The following is a 16749-nucleotide window of genomic DNA, read 5'->3' on the forward strand; positions in this document are numbered from 1 at the left end:
CAGCCAAAATTGTTTGCCATGCAACGGTTCCACACAATGAAACTCCTGATTTACGGAAAGCTGACTTTCCTGTTATGCATTATCGCATTCATGCAGGTGCAGGCATCAGCATTTGCACAGCTGATCACACTAAAGGTCAGGGACACTTCGGTTGAAGAAGTGCTGAAAGAATTAAAAAAACAAAGCGGCTATAAGCTGCTGTACAACGATGCCCAGCTGGCGGCCACAAAACCGGTGAGTATCTCCGTGGAAAATGCCACGGTAAAGGAAGTGCTGGACCTCTGCTTCGCCGGCCAGCCGCTGGATTACACGATCCGCGAAAACACCATCGTCGTGAAGCCGCGGAGCAGCCCCGTTCAGCGGGCTTTTACGGTCAAGGGGAAAGTAGTGGGAGAGGCCGACGAGCCGCTTCCCGGCGTGAGCGTGGCGGTGAAGGGGACCTCCAAAGGCACGGCCACACGCGATGACGGCAGCTATATACTCTCCGTGCCCGAAGGAACCGAAACGCTCGTATTCTCCTTCATCGGCTTTGTTACGCAGGAAGTACCTATTCAGAAAAGAGCTACTGTTGACGTAAGGCTGGCGGTGGAAAACAAAGCGCTCACCACCCTCGTGGTAGTGGGTTACGGCGTGCAGAAAAAAGCCACGGTTACCGGCTCTGTAGCGTCCGTTACCAGCAAAGAGATCAATACCACCAAAAACGAAAGCGTGCTGAACATGCTGACAGGTAAAGTACCCGGCCTGCGTATTGTGCAGAACAGCAGCGAGCCCGGCTCTTTCGACAACAACTTCGACATCCGCGGGCTGGGGGCGCCGCTGATGATCATAGACGGCATTCCGCGCGATAACGTTGCCCGCCTGGACCCTAACGATATCGAGAACATTTCCGTGCTGAAAGACGCATCGGCGGCGGTGTACGGCGTGCGTGCGGCCAACGGCGTGGTGCTGGTAACCACCAAACGCGGCAAGATCGGCCGGCAGCTCACCTACAACGGGTCCTACACCTGGCAGGCGCCTTCCGGCCTGCCGCGCTCCCTGGATGCCATCGGCTATATGACGCTGGTGAACGAAAAGAACATGCACAACGTGAACGGCGGCCGCCTGGCATATACCGACGCGGATTTCGAGCCCTACCGCAACGGCAGCAAACAAAGCACCGACTGGTATACACCTTCCATCAGGAACGTGGCGCCGCAAATGCAGCACAATCTTAACGCCTCCGGCGGAAGCGAGAATATCAGCTATTATGTAAGTCTCGGCTATATGGAGCAGCAGGGTTTTCTCCGCAGCGGCGACCTGAACTACCGCCGTTATAATGTACGCGCCAACGTCACCGGCAAAGTAACCGACGACCTCAGCGTGGACCTTAACGTAAGCGGCATTTTCGACCAGAAGAACCAACCCTACCAGGACGCCTGGTGGATCATCCGTTCCTTCTGGCGCCAGAACCCGCTGGAGCCCGTATATGCCAACAACAACCCGGATTACCTCGCGCATACGCCGGTGGATGGAACTAACCCCGTGGCGATGTCCGACAAAAGCATTTCAGGTTATAAAACCTTCCAGAAACGCTGGTTCCAGTCTGCCGTATCCGCCACCTACCAGGCGCCGTTCCTCAGCGGGCTGAAGTTCAGGGGCATGTACAGCTACGATTACAACAGTTCCATCAACAAATTTTACCAGCAGCAATACAATCAATATACCTACGACGCGGCTTCCGACACTTACACGCCCAGGGCGCAGCAGTCGCCTTCGAGCCTGCGGCGCGAATATTTTGAACGGCCCAACACGCTGTTCCAGCTGTCTGCCACCTACGATAAGAAGTTCAATTCCATACACGACGTGAGCGCGTTGCTGCTGTATGAAAACAGCGTGCGCTCCGGCGATAACTTCTACGCGCAGCGCGAACTTTCCCTGGCTGTGGACCAGCTGATGGCCGGCAACAGCACCAACCAGCAGGGCAACATGTCCGCTTCGCTGGATGACCTGTACCGCAACGCCAACCGTGCGCTGGTGGGCAGGCTGAATTACGCGTACAAATCGAAATACCTGCTGGAAGCGAGTTTCCGGAGAGACGGCTCTTCCAAGTTTCCCGAGAACAAACGGTTTGGTTTCTTCCCCGGCGCATCAGTAGGCTGGAGGATATCGGAAGAGGGTTTCTTTAAAGGCAGCCGGGCGCTGAAGATGATCAGCAACCTGAAGATCCGCGCGTCTTACGGCGAGCTGGGCGACGACGGGGCTATCGCTTACCAGTTCATCACCGGCTATACCTATCCCGCTTCCGGCAGCAACAACCAGCTGCCTCCCGGGCATATGTTCGACCGGGAATTCATCAACGGCCTGGAAAGCAAAGGCATTCCCAATCCATTCATCACCTGGTTCGTGGCCAAAACCGCGAACATAGGTCTGGATATAGACGCATGGCGCGGCAAGCTGGGCATCGTGGTGGATGTATTCCGCCGCAACGGTACCGGCCTGCTCACCACCCGCGCGCAAAGCCTGCCCGGCGTGGTAGGGGCGAACCTTCCGCAGGAGAACCTCAACAGCAACCGCTCGCAGGGTATAGAAGTAGAGGTTAACCATGGCAATAAGATCGGTGACTTCGAATATTACGCCAAAGCCATCTATTCGTATACCCGTACCCGTAATATATATGTGGAACGTTCCGCTGCGGGCAACTCCTACGAGAACTGGCGGCAGAATTCCAACAACCGCTTCAACAATGCCCGCTGGGGCCTTGGTGCGGGCAACCGCTTCACTTCCTGGGATGATATCATTAACAGTAAAACCTACGTGGGACGGGGCACCCTGCCCGGCGATTATTCCTACGAGGACTGGAATGGAGACGGCATGATCAGCGACCTGGATGTGCATCCCATCGCCTACAACGGCATACCGCTGGTGAATTACGGGCTGATGCTCGGTGGTTCCTGGAAAGGCCTGGACCTCAACCTGCTCATCCAGGGCGCCAGCATGGTGAATGTAGGCTACAACGAGCAGCTGCGCGAATCCCTCTGGGGCGGCGGCAGCGGCCTGGCCCTGTTCCTGGACAGGTGGCATCCGGCTGATCCCACGGCGGACCCCTATGATCCGAACATCCAGTGGATACCCGGGAAATACGCTTACACCGGCACAGTGCCAGATGAGAACTCCGGCTTCAATGTGCAGAATGCTGCATATGTGCGGCTGAAGAGCGCTGAAATAGGGTATTCGCTTCCCGATAAGCTCGCCGCAAGGATCGGGCTGGGTGGCGTAAGGGCTTATGTGAACGGCTACAACCTGATCACCATAACAGATATCAAGTATGTGGACCCTGAGCACCCCGCCACCCTGTACAGCTACCTGTACCCGCTCAACAGGACATTTTCCGTAGGCCTGAACGTTAAATTTTAATCTTATGAAACGAAGCATGATAGATAACATCACACAAGGGAATGTATATGCGAAGTTCCATCCGGCCGCTGAAAAGAGAGGAAGTATACGGATGAAACGAAGCATGATAGATAACATCACACAAGGGAATATACGGATGAGACTGAAGATATTCCTGCTTTCCATCGCCTGCATCATTGGCCAGGTTGCCTGCACCGACCTGGAGATACCGCCCATGAACGTGATCCAGGACAAGGACGTGTTTACTACCGAAGGCGGCATCAGGATCTACATGGCCCGCTGCTACAGCGAGCTGCCGATGGAAGATTTCCGTTATTCGCCCACCAGGGGTACCAATCACTTCTGGATCATCAATCCCCAGCCGGCCAATACCGGCGAGGCTTTGAGCCGCGACCTGAACAGCGCTACCGCTGAGCAGTTCAACTTCTGGGAGCGCGCTTACCCGCTGATCCGCGAAGCGAATTATTTCCTGGAAACGCTGCCTTCCTACGCGAAGAATTTCCAGGAAGCCGATGTGAACCACTGGCTGGGAGAAGCCCGTTTCATCCGTGCTTTTACTTATATGGCGCTGGTGAAAAGATACGGCGGCGTGCCGATCGTGGACAAAGTACTGAGCTACCCGGAGCAAAGCATCGAGGAACTGCGCATCCCGCGGGCTTCCGAAGAGGATGTGTATGATTTCATCGCGGAAGACCTGGATTTTGCGTATGCCAACATGAAGGAATCCAGCGAAGTGGGCCGCGCGAACAAATACGCGGCTGCCGCTTTTAAATCGAGGGCTATGCTGTATGCCGGTTCCATCGCAAAATACAACCAGATCCAGCTGTTCGACGGCAGCCAGAACCGCCTCTGCGGCATTCCTGCCGCCAGGGCGAACGAATATTTCAAGGCTGCTTACGATGCTGCGGGTTTGCTGGATGGAAAATATACACTGTACCGGAAAACCTGGGCCGCCGGCGACAAACAGGCGCAGATGGAGAATTACATCAGCCTGTTCTTCGACGCTGCCAGCCCGGAGAATATCCTGGTGAAAGAATACAAATACCCCGAAACCGTTCACGGGTACGATGCCTACAACGTTCCGCGCCAGCTGATGGGCGGCAATGGCTATTCCGCGGAAGTGAATCCCACGCTCAATTTCGTGGAGCTTTTCGACGGCATTCCCAAGAATCCTGACGGCACCATCCAAACGCTGGACGGCGCCGGTAAATACATTCTCTACACCAACACGCTCGATCTCTTTGCCAATGCGGAACCCAGGCTCCGCGCTTCGGTGATCGTGCCGGGAGACATTTTTAAAAATGAAAGCATCGAGATCTGGCGCGGTATTTATACCGGCAGCGTAGCCGGCGGCATCAGCCGTTTGTTGCCTGAAGGTTCCACCGCACCGTATCCTTCCACCAATATCGTTTCGTCCGCCAACGCGCAGCAAACGCCTTACACGCTGCCCGGCGGTGCGAAAAAGAACCCTGCGGGCCGCAGCGGCGTGTTCACCGCGGACGGAACCTGCTCCGTATCCGGGTTTTCGGTAAGGAAATACCTGGACCCCGCCAGGCCCACCGCTGAAGTGCTTGAAAACCGTTCTGACCAGACCTGGATCGAAATGCGTTATGCCGAAGTGCTGCTCAACCGCGCGGAAGCCGCTTACGAGCTGTATGCGGCCGGGCAGGCGGGCAACTACCTGCAGGATGCGTTCACGATCATCAACCAGGTGCGCGACAGGGCAGGGGCCAACCTGCTGGCTTCCGCCGCGGCGCTCAACAATATCAATATTGTGCGCAATGAAAGAAGGAAGGAGCTGGCGTTTGAGAACAAGATCTGGTGGGACCTCAAAAGATGGCGCGTTCTCGACAGGGAACAGAACGGCACCATCTACCGCACGCTGATGCCTTTTTACGCGGCACAGGCCGGTAAATATTTCTTCGATGCGCGGTTAGACGAACGGAACTCCCGCTACACCTTCGACAACAGGTGGTATTACCAGGAAATTCCCGGTTCGGAAATATCCAAAAGCCAGAACCTGATCCAGAACCCGGGCTATTAATGTTGAAAAAAAATCAAGCCATGAAAAAGAAAATCCTCCATATCGGTCTATGTATATTGATAACGCTGGCCGGAGCCTGCACCAAGGAATTCGACGATTATCCCGAACCGGCTGAAACGCTGGCCGGCAACGTAAAAGACGCGGGCTCCAAGAACAACCTGCAGTCTGAAGCCGGCGACAGGGGCATCCGCCTGGTGCTGGAAGAGCTCAGCTGGAGCGCCACGCCCACGCCGTATTATTTCTTCGCCATGCAGGACGGTACTTTCCGCAACACGAAGATCTTCAAAGGAAAATACCGTATTTCCGTAGAGGGCCCCTTTGTGCCGCTCTTGCAATACGACGGCTCGGGCGCCGTTACGGTGGACAACCGGAAGACCATGGACGTGGCCGGCACCACCAACGTGGATTTTGAAGTGGAGCCTTTCCTGAATGTTGCCTGGGTAGGAGAACCGGTGTACAACAGCGCAGACCAGACCGTGAGCGTGCAGGTGCGTTTTACACGCGGCACCGCCAACACCGCGTATCACGCGAATGTAACGGACGTGTTCCTGTTCGTGAGCCCCAATACCTACGTGGGCAACAACAATTACGACAACAAATACTCCATGCAGGTGAATTACGGCGGCACATCCGGCAACGACCTGCTGGGGCAAACAGTGACGCTCACCACGAAAGACAAGCTGCCGCCTTCCCGCACGTTTTACCTGCGGGTGGGGGCGCGTATAGACTACGGTTTGAAGTATTATAACTATACCAACGTCAAAACGATCAGCATACCATGATGAGAAGAACATTCATAATTGTTTGCAGCCTTTGCCTTACTGCCGCCGCCACGGCCCAGCAGAAAACGGCCTTTCAGACCAGCAGTGCGTGGACCCCTGAGATAGACGTCCGTTCGGACATTGCGATCGTATACGGCGCCAACGACCGCCGCGGCATGACCTTCGGGGAACGTGTGCGGTCGTGGCGCGAGCGCGGTTACCAGACGCATTTTATGACGGGCATTGCCTGGGGTTCGTACGAGGATTATTTCACCGGTAAATGGGACGGGAAGAACCATTTCGGCATCGGGCAGGTGGAGCAGGACGGTGATACCATCTGGCACGGCCGGAACGTGCCGTACGTGGTCCCGGAAAGTACTTTTATCCGCTATATGAAGGAAGGCATCGTCAAAAAAGTGATCGACGCCGGCATCAGCCATATCCACCTGGAAGAGCCGGAGTTCTGGGCCAGGGCTGGTTACAGCGAAGTGTTCAAGCAGGAATGGCAGCGCTACTACGGGTTTCCCTGGCAGCCGCAGCATACTTCGCCTGAAAATACCTACCTGTCCAGCAAGCTGAAGTATCATCTTTATTACAATGCCATCAAAGAAGTGTCTGAATACGCCAAGTCTTATGGCAGGCAGAAGGGGATGGACGTGAAAGTGTACATCCCCACACATTCGCTGGTGAACTATTCTTCGTGGCGGATCGTGAGCCCGGAGGCAAGCCTGGCTTCGCTTCCCAGTATCGACGGTTATATTGCGCAGGTATGGACCGGCACTTCACGCGAGCCGACTTTTTATAACGGTCTCCGGAAAGAGCGGGTGTTCGAGAATGCATTCCTGGAATACGGTTCCATGATCTCCATGACGGCGCCCACCGGCCGGAAAATTTTCCTGCTCACGGACCCTATCGAAGACTGGCCGCGTGACTGGGGCGACTACAAACGCAATTACGAAGCCACTTTCACAGCCAAGCTGCTTTACCCCATGGTGGCTGATTACGAGGTGATGCCCTGGCCCGAGCGGATCTATACCCGGCCTTATAAATTGCCCGGCAGCGATTCCAGCATCCTGATCCCGAAGTATTATTCCACCCAGATGCAGATCATGGTGAATGCGCTGAACAGCATGCCGGTATCGGAAAACCGGGTGTCTGGCGTGCATGGGATCGGCGTGCTGATGGGAAATTCCATGATGTTCCAGCGCTTCCCAACCCACCAGGGTTTCGAGGACCCGCAGTTCTCCAACTTCTACGGGCAAACTTTGCCTTTGCTGAAGCTGGGCATACCGGTGGAAACGGTGCATATGGAGAACCTGCCGTTTGCGGCCACACTGAAGGACATTAAAGTGCTGGTGATGAGCTATTCCAATATGAAACCGATGTCTGCCGAAGTGCACAAGCACCTGGCGGCCTGGGTAAAAAAAGGCGGCGTGCTCATCTATTGCGGCCGCGACGATGATCCGTACCAGACGGTGCAGGAATGGTGGAACACGAAGGGGAATTCCTTCAAAGCGCCTTCAGAGCACCTGTTCCGCCTGCTGGGGATCAAAGCGGGCCAGCCGGAGTCGCGGGTAGGGAAGGGAACCGTCTACGTGGTGCGGCAGCATCCCAAGGAATTCGTGATGAACGCGGGCGGGGATGCGGCTTTCGTGGCGCTGGTAAAAAAGGCTTTTGAAGAAAGCGCCAAAGCCGGCAAGCTCTCCTTCAGCAATACGCTTCACGTTTCCCGCGGCATGTACGATGTGGTGGCTGTCATGGACGAAAACTCAAGCAATGACCCTTTTGTGGTAAAAGGCCCGGTGATCGACCTGTTCGATCCCAAGCTGCCGGTGCTTTCCGGCAAATCTGTAGCGCCGGGCACACAGGCGCTGCTGCTGAACGTTGCGCGGGTAAAGGAACAGGGCAAGCCGCAGGTGCTGGCGGCAGCGGCCCGCGTGTATGACGAGGAAAGAAAAGGAGATTCGTATAGTTTCGTGGTAAAGAGCCCGGCTAAAACGGTCAATGCCATGCGCATTTTATTGCCGGCCGAGCCGAAGGAAACCGTGCTGACCGGCCCGGGCGGGGAGAAGATGCAGCCGGCTGCGTCTTCCTGGGATGCGGGTTCCAAAACATATTTTTTGCAGTTCGATAATCATCCCGATGGAGTGAAGGTGGATGTGAGATGGAAATGACGTTCTACGAAGTGGTCTGAGGGCCGGTGATCATTTTCTTCAGCAACACGATCTGCCCCAGGTGATAATAACAATGAAGGTAAGGGCGGCGATAGTATTGAGCGACCCGGTCTTTTTGACCAACACCACTGGATATTTGGTAAATCATCTGGTGGGTTCAGGACGCAGGTAAAAATGGCCGGAAATCTATTCCGGCCATTTTTTATAATCGTCTTCTAATTGCCGATCAGGTTTTGAGGAGTGACTACAAAGGAGAGCAAAAAAGCGTTGGACTTCAGCTTTTCCGCATTGGTAATCGGGGGAAGCGCGAAACCTATCCTGCCGATTTTTGGTATATCAATACCCACTGTAGACTGCATCAGGTAGAAGTTGCTCTCCAGCTGTAAAGCATCCAGATACGGGCCGGTGCCAATAAGGTAAGCAGGCCGTATGTAAGCGTACAGGCTGCTTCCGTTAAATAGTCTTGGTATATAAACAGAAAGGTTCAGGTCTGCACCCAGGTTAAAATTACCGAAAAGCGTATCGGCCGCAAATGGCGAGCCCAGTACAGGCGCCTCACACACCAGCTTGGGAGAGGCTTGCACGAAGGCTGTAAAATGTGCCCTGGAATAATAAAATATCGGCAGGTAAACGCTGAAGGCAAGGTTGCCTCCGTTGCCTGTGAGGGTACGCAACTTAGCATCCTCGGCACGGGCTTCCGTACTATCTTTATTGGAGGTAGAAGATATTAATGTATTGAGCGCGAACCTGAACGGTCCGGCAATAAAAGTAACCAACTCGGGATTAACAGTTCCACGGTTCTCCCAGCCATAGAAAGCGATATTGGTTCCCACTTGTACAGCGCTGCTGTTGTAACGCTGATAAAGGGTAGTTGTCATAATAGTGTTTCTCCCGGGAAAGAACCAGTTATTCGCCTTGGGATTTCCGTATATCCTGTTGACGGATTCAAAACCTTTTCTGATTTTCTCAAGAAGCGACCCGATGCTGTCCAGCCCTGTCAGTTCCTGATTGTATTTAGTGGAGTAGTGTGCGGCAAAGTTCGATTCAATTGTGCTAAGCCTGCCATCGCGATATTGACCAATCCTCTTCCGTAGTTCGGCAATGAGATTTTGCTCATGATGCGACAGCCAGGGATATATATCCTCCGGTTTTCTCAGCGCATTTTGCCATCCTGATACCGTTTCCCGGAGCACTTCCATCTTCAGTGTGGTGTCTTTCCCGGTGGAGTCAATGCCAAAGTATTTATCTGTCTCAGTCTTCTTGATTTCGGCTTTTTCACCGGCGGACCCGCTTTCCTTCGGGGTGCTGTTATAAGAGAACCTGTTTATCGGCACCTGCGCTTTTGCTGCCTGAAACAGCATAAAGGAAAGCATACATAATACACCAGCCTTGATAAAGGGAATGGGGGTACATTTTAGTTTCATAGACGGATTGTTAGGGATTTAATTAATTAAGGGGAATGAAATTTTTAAGGGATAATTCAATAGTGCGACAGGGAATAAAACTTTCACGTGAAAGTAATAGAAAAGAATAAAGCTTCCAAATTAACATCTGTTCGCCGGGTAGAAAAACTTAATGGTGTGGTAAGATCCCGGTTTCGGGATTGATAAAAAATCTGGTGCTGAACGGGATTACACGCTGTGCTTCCGCCTGAATTGCGAAGGTGAAAGCTTTACGACCTTCCTGAATTGTTTGTTGAAATTGGTCATATTGTTGAAACCGCTTTCCTGGCAAACATAGCTGATGCTGAAATTACTTTTCATCAGCTGCCGGCAGGCATGACCTACTCTTATCTGGTTCACGAAGTGCGAGAAATTTTTCTTGGTCCTGTTCTTGAAATACCTGCTGAAGCTGGAAGGGCTCATCATGGCGATGCGCGCTATCTCCTGCAACTGGATCTCCTGCTTGAAATTCGCCAGCACATAGTCGAAGATCTTTTGCAGGCGGTCGTTTTCCCGGCTGCTTCTCCCGATCACCTCAGGGCTTGAAAGAATGGAATATTCAACGGATTCGGATAACTCTTTCAAAATAGCCAGCAGGCACATCAGCCGGTCGATGCCGCTGCAGGATAGCAGCATCTCCATCTTTTCCGCAACGCTGAGCGCGGTTCTCCCGCTGAAATGCAGTCCCATTTTCGATTTTTCGAACAGTAACAGGATCTTTTGCATTTCGGGTATCTGCAAAAAGTCTTTTCCCAGGAATTCTTCCCTGAAGTGGATCACCAGCGAGCCGCCGCGTTTTTCCCCTTCGTCTTTGCGGTACCAGTGCGGCAGGCTCGGGCCTAAAAGATCCAGCTCGCCTTCGCTGTAGTCAGATACATGATCGCCCACAAAACGCCTGCCTTTTCCATGGATGATCAGCACCAGCTCATATTCCGGGTGGTAATGCCAGGGGGTCTCAAAATAGGGTGTAATGTAACGGTCTGCTACAAAAGACGATTGTTCGGAAAGCGGCAGTTTTTGAATGAGCGACTTCATCGCAATACCCTTTGGTGATAATTTAAAATACAAAAAATCGCCGCATGGATGAATAAAAGGGTCAAAAAAGTTGTTTTTTTAGGTCAAATAGTTGTAAACCCGCCCCGCTTTAATCCTCATATTTGAATACGTATAAAACCATTGAATATGGACGCACTATTCACCCCCGAACAAAGAGCGCAATACCACCGGGACGGGTACATCATCGTGAAAGGCCTTGTTTCGCAGCCTGAAACAGACCTGCTCTATAAAACGGCCCTGGAAGACGATGCCATGCGCAAAAATGCGCTGGACCTGAACGACCAGGCCGGGAAAAAAACAAAACTTTCCCTTTGGTTTACGCCCGGCAACGATGTATTCGGGTACCTGACCCGCAGCGAAAAGGTGGTAGGCAGGGTAGGGCAGCTGCTGGACAGCGATTCCCCCGTTTGCCATTTCCATTCCAAGCTCATGCAAAAAGAGCCTAAGGTAGGCGGCGCCTGGGAATGGCACCAGGATTACGGGTATTGGTATAAGAACCAGTTTATGTTCCCCGACCAGCTTGTATCCGTGATGGTGGCGTTAACAGCGGCCAATAAAGAGAACGGCTGCCTGCAGGTCATAAAAGGTTCGCATAAGCTCGGCCGGGTGAATCACGGCTTCGCCGGCGAACAGGTGGGAGCGGATATGGTCATGGTTAGCAATGCGCTGAAAACGATGGAACTGGTATATGTGGAACTGGCGCCCGGCGATGCGCTGTTCTTTCACAGCAACATCCTCCACCGCTCCGAAGCCAATCTTTCCGACCACCCGCGCTGGTCGGTCATTTCCTGCTACAACTCTCAATCCAACCTGGCGTACAATGAAACATCAACGGCCTGGAAAGAACCAGTGCGCACGGTGCCCGACGAGGCCATCCTGCAATGGGAGGCTGCTTCTTTATCTGAAGCCGACTTCCTGAAAAAAGAGAACGACCCGGCGCTGAAAGACACCGGTTGGGAGAAAGAAGTGGATGTGAAATAACATAACGCATATAACGAACCACGTCATGAAAACCGGGTATTGCATACCGCTTGCGCTCCTGCTCACTGCCCTCTCCTGCAGTCAACCTTCCGGCAGGAAAAAAGGAATAACGAAAAGCCTGGACCTTTACCTCCCCGGCGACCTGGAAGCGACCTTGTGGGCGGAATCCCCCCTATTCTACAATCCCACCAATATGGACGTTGATATCAGGGGCAGGGTATGGATCACCGAAGCGGTGGACTACCGCAATTTCAACAACGATTCCGCCAAACATCTGTATCACGCAAACGGGGACCGGGTAATGATCCTGGAAGATACAGACGGCGACGGCCGGGCAGACACGTCCAAAGTGTTTGTACAGGACAGCGACCTGATCGCGCCCGTGGGTATTGCGGTGATCGGGAATAAGGTCGTGGTGAGCTGCTCTCCCAATATGATCGTATACACAGACGAAAACGGCGACGACCGGCCGGATAAAAAAGAGATCTTCCTCACCGGCTTTGGCGGCCATGATCATGACCATTCCCTGCACGCCGCGTATGCGGGCCCGGATGGCAACTGGTATTTCAACACCGGCAATGCGGGCCCGCATATCGTAAAGGATAAGAGTGGCTGGACCCTGCGGTCAGGCAGTATTTATACCGGCGGATCGCCGTACAATAATAAAAACAGCGGCAATATGAAAAGCGATGACGGCAAGGTTTGGGTAGGCGGCCTTGCTTTGTGCATCAAACCGGATGGAACAGGCTTGAAAGTTTTGGGGCACAACTTCAGGAATGCTTACGAGGTGATACCCGATTCTTACGGCAATCTCTGGCAGAATGATAACGACGACCAGGTGGTGGCCTGCAGAACCAGCTGGTTGATGGAAGGCGGTAATGCTGGGTTCTTCAGTGCTGACGGCACCCGTTTCTGGCAGGCGGACCAACGCCCCGGCCAGGATGTGTTCGCCGCGCACTGGCACCAGGACGACCCGGGTGTAATGCCCGCGGGCGACAGGTCCGGCGCCGGCGCGCCCACAGGTATCGTGGTGAATGAAAGCGATGCGCTGGGAAGAGAATATCTGGGGCTTTTGATGAGCGCCGATGCGGGAAGGAACGTGATATTCGGCTATCATCCCGCCCTGCGGCAGTCCGGCTTCGACCTCGGGAAGAGAGAAAATTTCATCAGCTCCGTTGCAGATGCCGATGCGCCATATGTATGGAATGATACGGCGCAGAACAGGAAAAAAGAAAGCTGGTTCCGGCCGAGTGATGTAACCATCGGTACAGACGGCGCCATTTATATTGCGGACTGGTACGACCCGGTAGTGGGCGGCCACCAGATGCAGGACAGTATAGGTTATGGAAGGATCTACCGGATCGTTCCCAAAAATAAAAAACTGGCTGCGCCCAAAATTGATATCGGCACCACGGAGGGGCAGATCGCAGCGCTGAAGAGCCCCGCCATCAATGTACGCAACCGGGGTTTTGAGCGGCTTCGTCAGAAAGGGGAGGCAGCTGTGCCGCCCGTGCGTGAATTGCTGGATGATCGCAATCCCTACATCAGGGCAAGGGCGGTGTGGCTGCTGGCGCAACTGGGCGCAAAAGGAAAGGCTGTGGTGGAAGAAGTACTGGAGAGCAAGGAAGTGCAGCTGAGAGCCACGGCTTACCGCGCGCTTCGCCAGAGTAACAGCGACATGTTACCCTATGCCACGAAAATGATCAACGATACTTCGTCTTTTGTGAGGAGGGAGGTCGCGATCTCTCTCCGCGACTGGCCATATGAGAAAAAGAAACCTTTGCTGGTGGAGCTGATCAAAAAATTCGACGGCGAAGACCGCTGGTACCTGGAAGCCCTGGGCGCCGGTTTGCAAGGGCATGAACCGGATATATATCCTGAGGTGGTAAAAATATTCGGTGAAGGAAAAACCGCTGCCCAATGGAACCGCCCGATGGCGGCGCTTGCATGGCGTTTGCATCCTCCCGAAGCTGTGCCCGCTTTAGCCCAAAGGGCCGGCGATCAGCAACTGCCGGCGCAGGACAGGCAGGCGGCATTGACGGCGCTGGCCTTTGTGAACACCGGACCTGCGGCGCAGGCTATGGCTGCGCTGGCGAAAGGAAACCTGCGGGATGTGTCGGAGGCTGCCTCTTACTGGCTGGCTTTCCGCCAGGGCAACGACTGGTATAACCTGCTGGACTGGAGCACGATCGACCTGAACACGGCTTATGAGCGCCAGCTCGCAACGATGAAAGTGAAAAAACAGATCATCACCGACGAGCATCAGTCGCTCGACGAGAGAAAGTGGCGGGTGCAGGAGATGGCGGTCGATTCCGTAGGAGGCAGGCTGCTCATCGGGATGGCGGAAGAAAAGACCTTACCCAAAGACCTGTTGCCATTTATAGAACAGAAAATATTTGTCAATCCGGACGCCACCATCCGGATGCAGGCCGGCAAATACTTCAAACAACCCGGTTCCGGCCGGACCTACTCCATACCTGACATGCTGCAACTGAAGGCAGACGTGGCGAACGGCAAAACAGTATTTACGACCCGCTGCGGCAGCTGCCACAGGCTGGGCAAGGAGGGCATCAGTATCGGTCCTGATCTGACGGGCATTGGCAAGAAGTTCGACAATGCCGCCCTGCTCGATGCCATCGTAAACCCCAGCGCGGGTATTGTGTTCGGCTATGAGTCGTGGCTGGTAAATACCAGCGACGGCGCGACGCTCTTCGGTTTCCTGCTTTCCGAGAACCAGCGGTCGATCGTCATCAAAGACATTGGCGGGCAAAGGCACGTCGTGGATAAAAAGAAAATCACCTCGCGTAAAAAACAGGAAAAAAGCCTGATGCCCGATCCTGTCAGCAATAACCTTACAGAAAAGGACATCACGGATGTGGTGGGATTTTTAAAAAGTCACGGGTAAAAAAGGAACTTTCTTCATTTATTTATTAATGCTGCGGGAAACCCAATCCCTCACTATATTCCGCGTAAAATCCGTTTACTCGCGATATATCGCGAAGCGGCATTCCGATCATTTCCCTTAATTTATTGATAGCTAATTTGTTAATCCAATGGCACATGGGTTGCAAACACTTTGTCACAACAATAGTGTTGCATTCACCAATAAAACCCAAAGCCATGATACCCATTGCCCAGATCCTGCGCAGCATTTTCAAGGGTGAAGATCCGAAACCTTCCACCACCAGCGACGAACCCGCCCTGCACCCGGTTCATGAGAAAGATGTGACCCAGGGCGGCGAATTCCTGGACGACCTGATCAGAACAGACGATATCGCAGAAGATGAGATCTATTAAATAAATACCGGCGAACCAGTTAACATATGCATATAGGCAAATCATATAAATTATTCGATTTTCTTTTCTGGACAAGAAGAAAAATATACACGCTCGTGATCCTGGGCACCGTACCGGTGATACTCTACCACCTTCTCGGCATAAAATGGCTGGTGGTTCCCTGGACGGTCGTGTCTATCCTGGGTACGGCCACCGCCTTCATTGTAGGGTTTAAAAATACGCAGACCTACAGCCGCACCCGGGAAGCGCAGGCCGTTTGGACCAACATCGCCAATACCAGCAAGGCATGGGCCATCATGTGCCGGGATTACTTCCAGGATCCGGTGTTCGTCCGGGCGATGGTTTACCGCCACTTCGCATGGCTTACAGCATTGCGTTACCAGATGCGGGAAGAACGTGTATGGGAAGTGGCGGACATCCACCACAACGCGGAATACCAGCGTTACTACGAGATCCCGGAGCGGGTGACGGATTTTAGGGAAGAGATGTTGAAATACATACCGGAAGAAGAGCTGGCTTATATTTCCGGCACCCGCGACAAAACAACCCAGCTGCTTGCCCTGCAGAGCCAGGCCATGAGATCGGTGTATGAAAGCACGGGAGGCGTGCCCGCCCAGTTCATCGAGATACAGCGGGCGCTCAATAACCTCTTCAGCCAGCAGGGGCAATGCGAATCGCTTAAAGACACTCCTTATCCGCGGCAGTATTCCATTATCAATACCATTTTCGTGCGCATCTTCTGCCTGCTGCTTCCATTTGGCATGCTGCAGGAGGTAGACCAGCTCAATAACCTGGCCGGCGGCCTGATGGAAGGGAATATGATCTGGCTGGTGATCCCTTTCAGCGTGCTCATATCCTGGATGTATACTTCCCTGGAGCAGGTGGGCGAAAGCACGGAGAACCCTTTTGAAGGGAATGCCAACGATGTTCCGATCTCACAGATCTGCCGTGATATAGAGATAGACCTGAGGGAGATGCTGGGAGAAACAGCGTTGCCGGCCCGGTTAAAACCGCAGAACGATATTGTTGTTTAAAAAACTCGAAAAAAATATCCCGGAATTTGTCCAATCGAGGTAAATCCGATTGTCTATAGTATAACAAACCAATAAAAAATGGAACAAAGAATTAACTTTCAGGAAAAAGGGCCGAATGCCCTCAAGACGCTCTTTCACACCGGCGCGTATCTCAAGAAGTCGTTGATTGAAGAGAAATTGCAGGAACTGGTGGACTTCCGGGTATCGCAGATCAACGGCTGCGCTTATTGCCTGGATATGCACGCGAAAGATGCCCGCGCCCATGGCGAAACCGAGCAGCGTTTATATGCTGTGAGCGCCTGGCGCGAAACACCGTTTTATACCGACAGGGAAAGGGCTGCGCTGGCATGGGCCGAAGCAGTGACCGCCTGTCATGTACCGGATGAGACCTATGCGCGGGTAAAAGCACAGTTCACCGATGAAGAGCTGGTAGACCTCACGCTGGTAGTTTCAACCATCAACACCTGGAACCGCTTCAATATAGCGTTTCACAACCAGGCAGCCGTAGGCACTTACCGCGTAGGGCAGTTTGGCTGAGGCACCGTTCAGGCACCAAAAAAAACCATG

At 53.4% G+C, this 16749-nt stretch carries 11 protein-coding genes; 9 read left to right on the plus strand and 2 right to left on the minus strand.

Annotation, left to right across the window (positions count from 1 at the left end; genetic code table 11):
• Positions 1 to 36: 36 nt before the first annotated feature.
• Genes ACTJIK_RS13225 through ACTJIK_RS13240 form a run of 4 tightly spaced genes read left to right on the plus strand, consistent with a single transcriptional unit; the run spans position 37 to position 8372 of the window.
• Positions 37 to 3393: a TonB-dependent receptor gene (locus ACTJIK_RS13225; RefSeq protein WP_440646832.1), complete on the plus strand. Its 3357-nt coding sequence runs from the start codon at positions 37 to 39 to the stop codon at positions 3391 to 3393.
• A 4-nt stretch (positions 3394 to 3397) separates the two neighbouring features.
• Positions 3398 to 5437, plus strand: coding sequence for a RagB/SusD family nutrient uptake outer membrane protein (locus ACTJIK_RS13230; RefSeq protein ID WP_440646833.1), 2040 nt, complete (start codon positions 3398 to 3400; stop codon positions 5435 to 5437).
• A 20-nt stretch (positions 5438 to 5457) separates the two neighbouring features.
• On the plus strand, positions 5458 to 6219 hold the full coding sequence (locus ACTJIK_RS13235; protein WP_440646834.1) for a DUF3823 domain-containing protein: 762 nt from the start codon (positions 5458 to 5460) through the stop codon (positions 6217 to 6219).
• Positions 6216 to 8372 carry a hypothetical protein gene (locus tag ACTJIK_RS13240; RefSeq protein ID WP_440646835.1) on the plus strand — a complete coding sequence of 719 codons (2157 nt, stop codon included), beginning with the start codon at positions 6216 to 6218 and terminating at the stop codon, positions 8370 to 8372. Before ACTJIK_RS13235 ends, ACTJIK_RS13240 begins: the two co-directional genes overlap by 4 nt.
• A 215-nt stretch (positions 8373 to 8587) precedes the next feature.
• On the opposite strand, the gene ACTJIK_RS13245 is transcribed toward ACTJIK_RS13240, so the two are convergent.
• Positions 8588 to 9796 carry a hypothetical protein gene (locus ACTJIK_RS13245; RefSeq protein ID WP_440646836.1) on the minus strand — a complete coding sequence of 403 codons (1209 nt, stop codon included), beginning with the start codon at positions 9794 to 9796 and terminating at the stop codon, positions 8588 to 8590.
• 207 nt (positions 9797 to 10003) lie between these two features.
• Positions 10004 to 10849: a helix-turn-helix domain-containing protein gene (locus ACTJIK_RS13250; protein ID WP_440646837.1), complete on the minus strand. Its 846-nt coding sequence runs from the start codon at positions 10847 to 10849 to the stop codon at positions 10004 to 10006.
• Between the two features lie 147 nt (positions 10850 to 10996).
• Between ACTJIK_RS13250 and ACTJIK_RS13255 the strand changes: the two genes are divergently transcribed.
• The 5 genes from ACTJIK_RS13255 to ACTJIK_RS13275 all read left to right on the plus strand — a co-directional run bounded on the left by ACTJIK_RS13255 (position 10997) and on the right by ACTJIK_RS13275 (position 16719).
• A complete protein-coding gene (locus ACTJIK_RS13255) occupies positions 10997 to 11851 on the plus strand; it encodes a phytanoyl-CoA dioxygenase family protein (RefSeq protein ID WP_440646838.1) in 855 nt (284 codons plus the stop codon).
• 25 nt (positions 11852 to 11876) lie between these two features.
• The gene (locus ACTJIK_RS13260; RefSeq protein ID WP_440646839.1) at positions 11877 to 14756 is read left to right on the plus strand and encodes a PVC-type heme-binding CxxCH protein; all 2880 of its coding nucleotides are present in this window, start codon (positions 11877 to 11879) and stop codon (positions 14754 to 14756) included.
• A gap of 215 nt (positions 14757 to 14971) precedes the next feature.
• Positions 14972 to 15148 carry a hypothetical protein gene (locus tag ACTJIK_RS13265; RefSeq protein WP_440646840.1) on the plus strand — a complete coding sequence of 59 codons (177 nt, stop codon included), beginning with the start codon at positions 14972 to 14974 and terminating at the stop codon, positions 15146 to 15148.
• 26 nt (positions 15149 to 15174) lie between these two features.
• Complete coding sequence (locus ACTJIK_RS13270) at positions 15175 to 16182, plus strand: bestrophin family protein (protein WP_440646841.1); 1008 nt, start codon at positions 15175 to 15177, stop codon at positions 16180 to 16182.
• A 78-nt stretch (positions 16183 to 16260) separates the two neighbouring features.
• Positions 16261 to 16719 (plus strand): carboxymuconolactone decarboxylase family protein, encoded by a 459-nt coding sequence (locus ACTJIK_RS13275; RefSeq protein ID WP_440646842.1) that lies wholly within the window; start codon positions 16261 to 16263, stop codon positions 16717 to 16719.
• Positions 16720 to 16749 lie beyond the last annotated feature (30 nt).

Origin of the sequence: Chitinophaga sp. 22620, from assembly GCF_052044405.1 — a bacterium.
In the GTDB taxonomy this organism is placed as follows: domain Bacteria; phylum Bacteroidota; class Bacteroidia; order Chitinophagales; family Chitinophagaceae; genus Chitinophaga.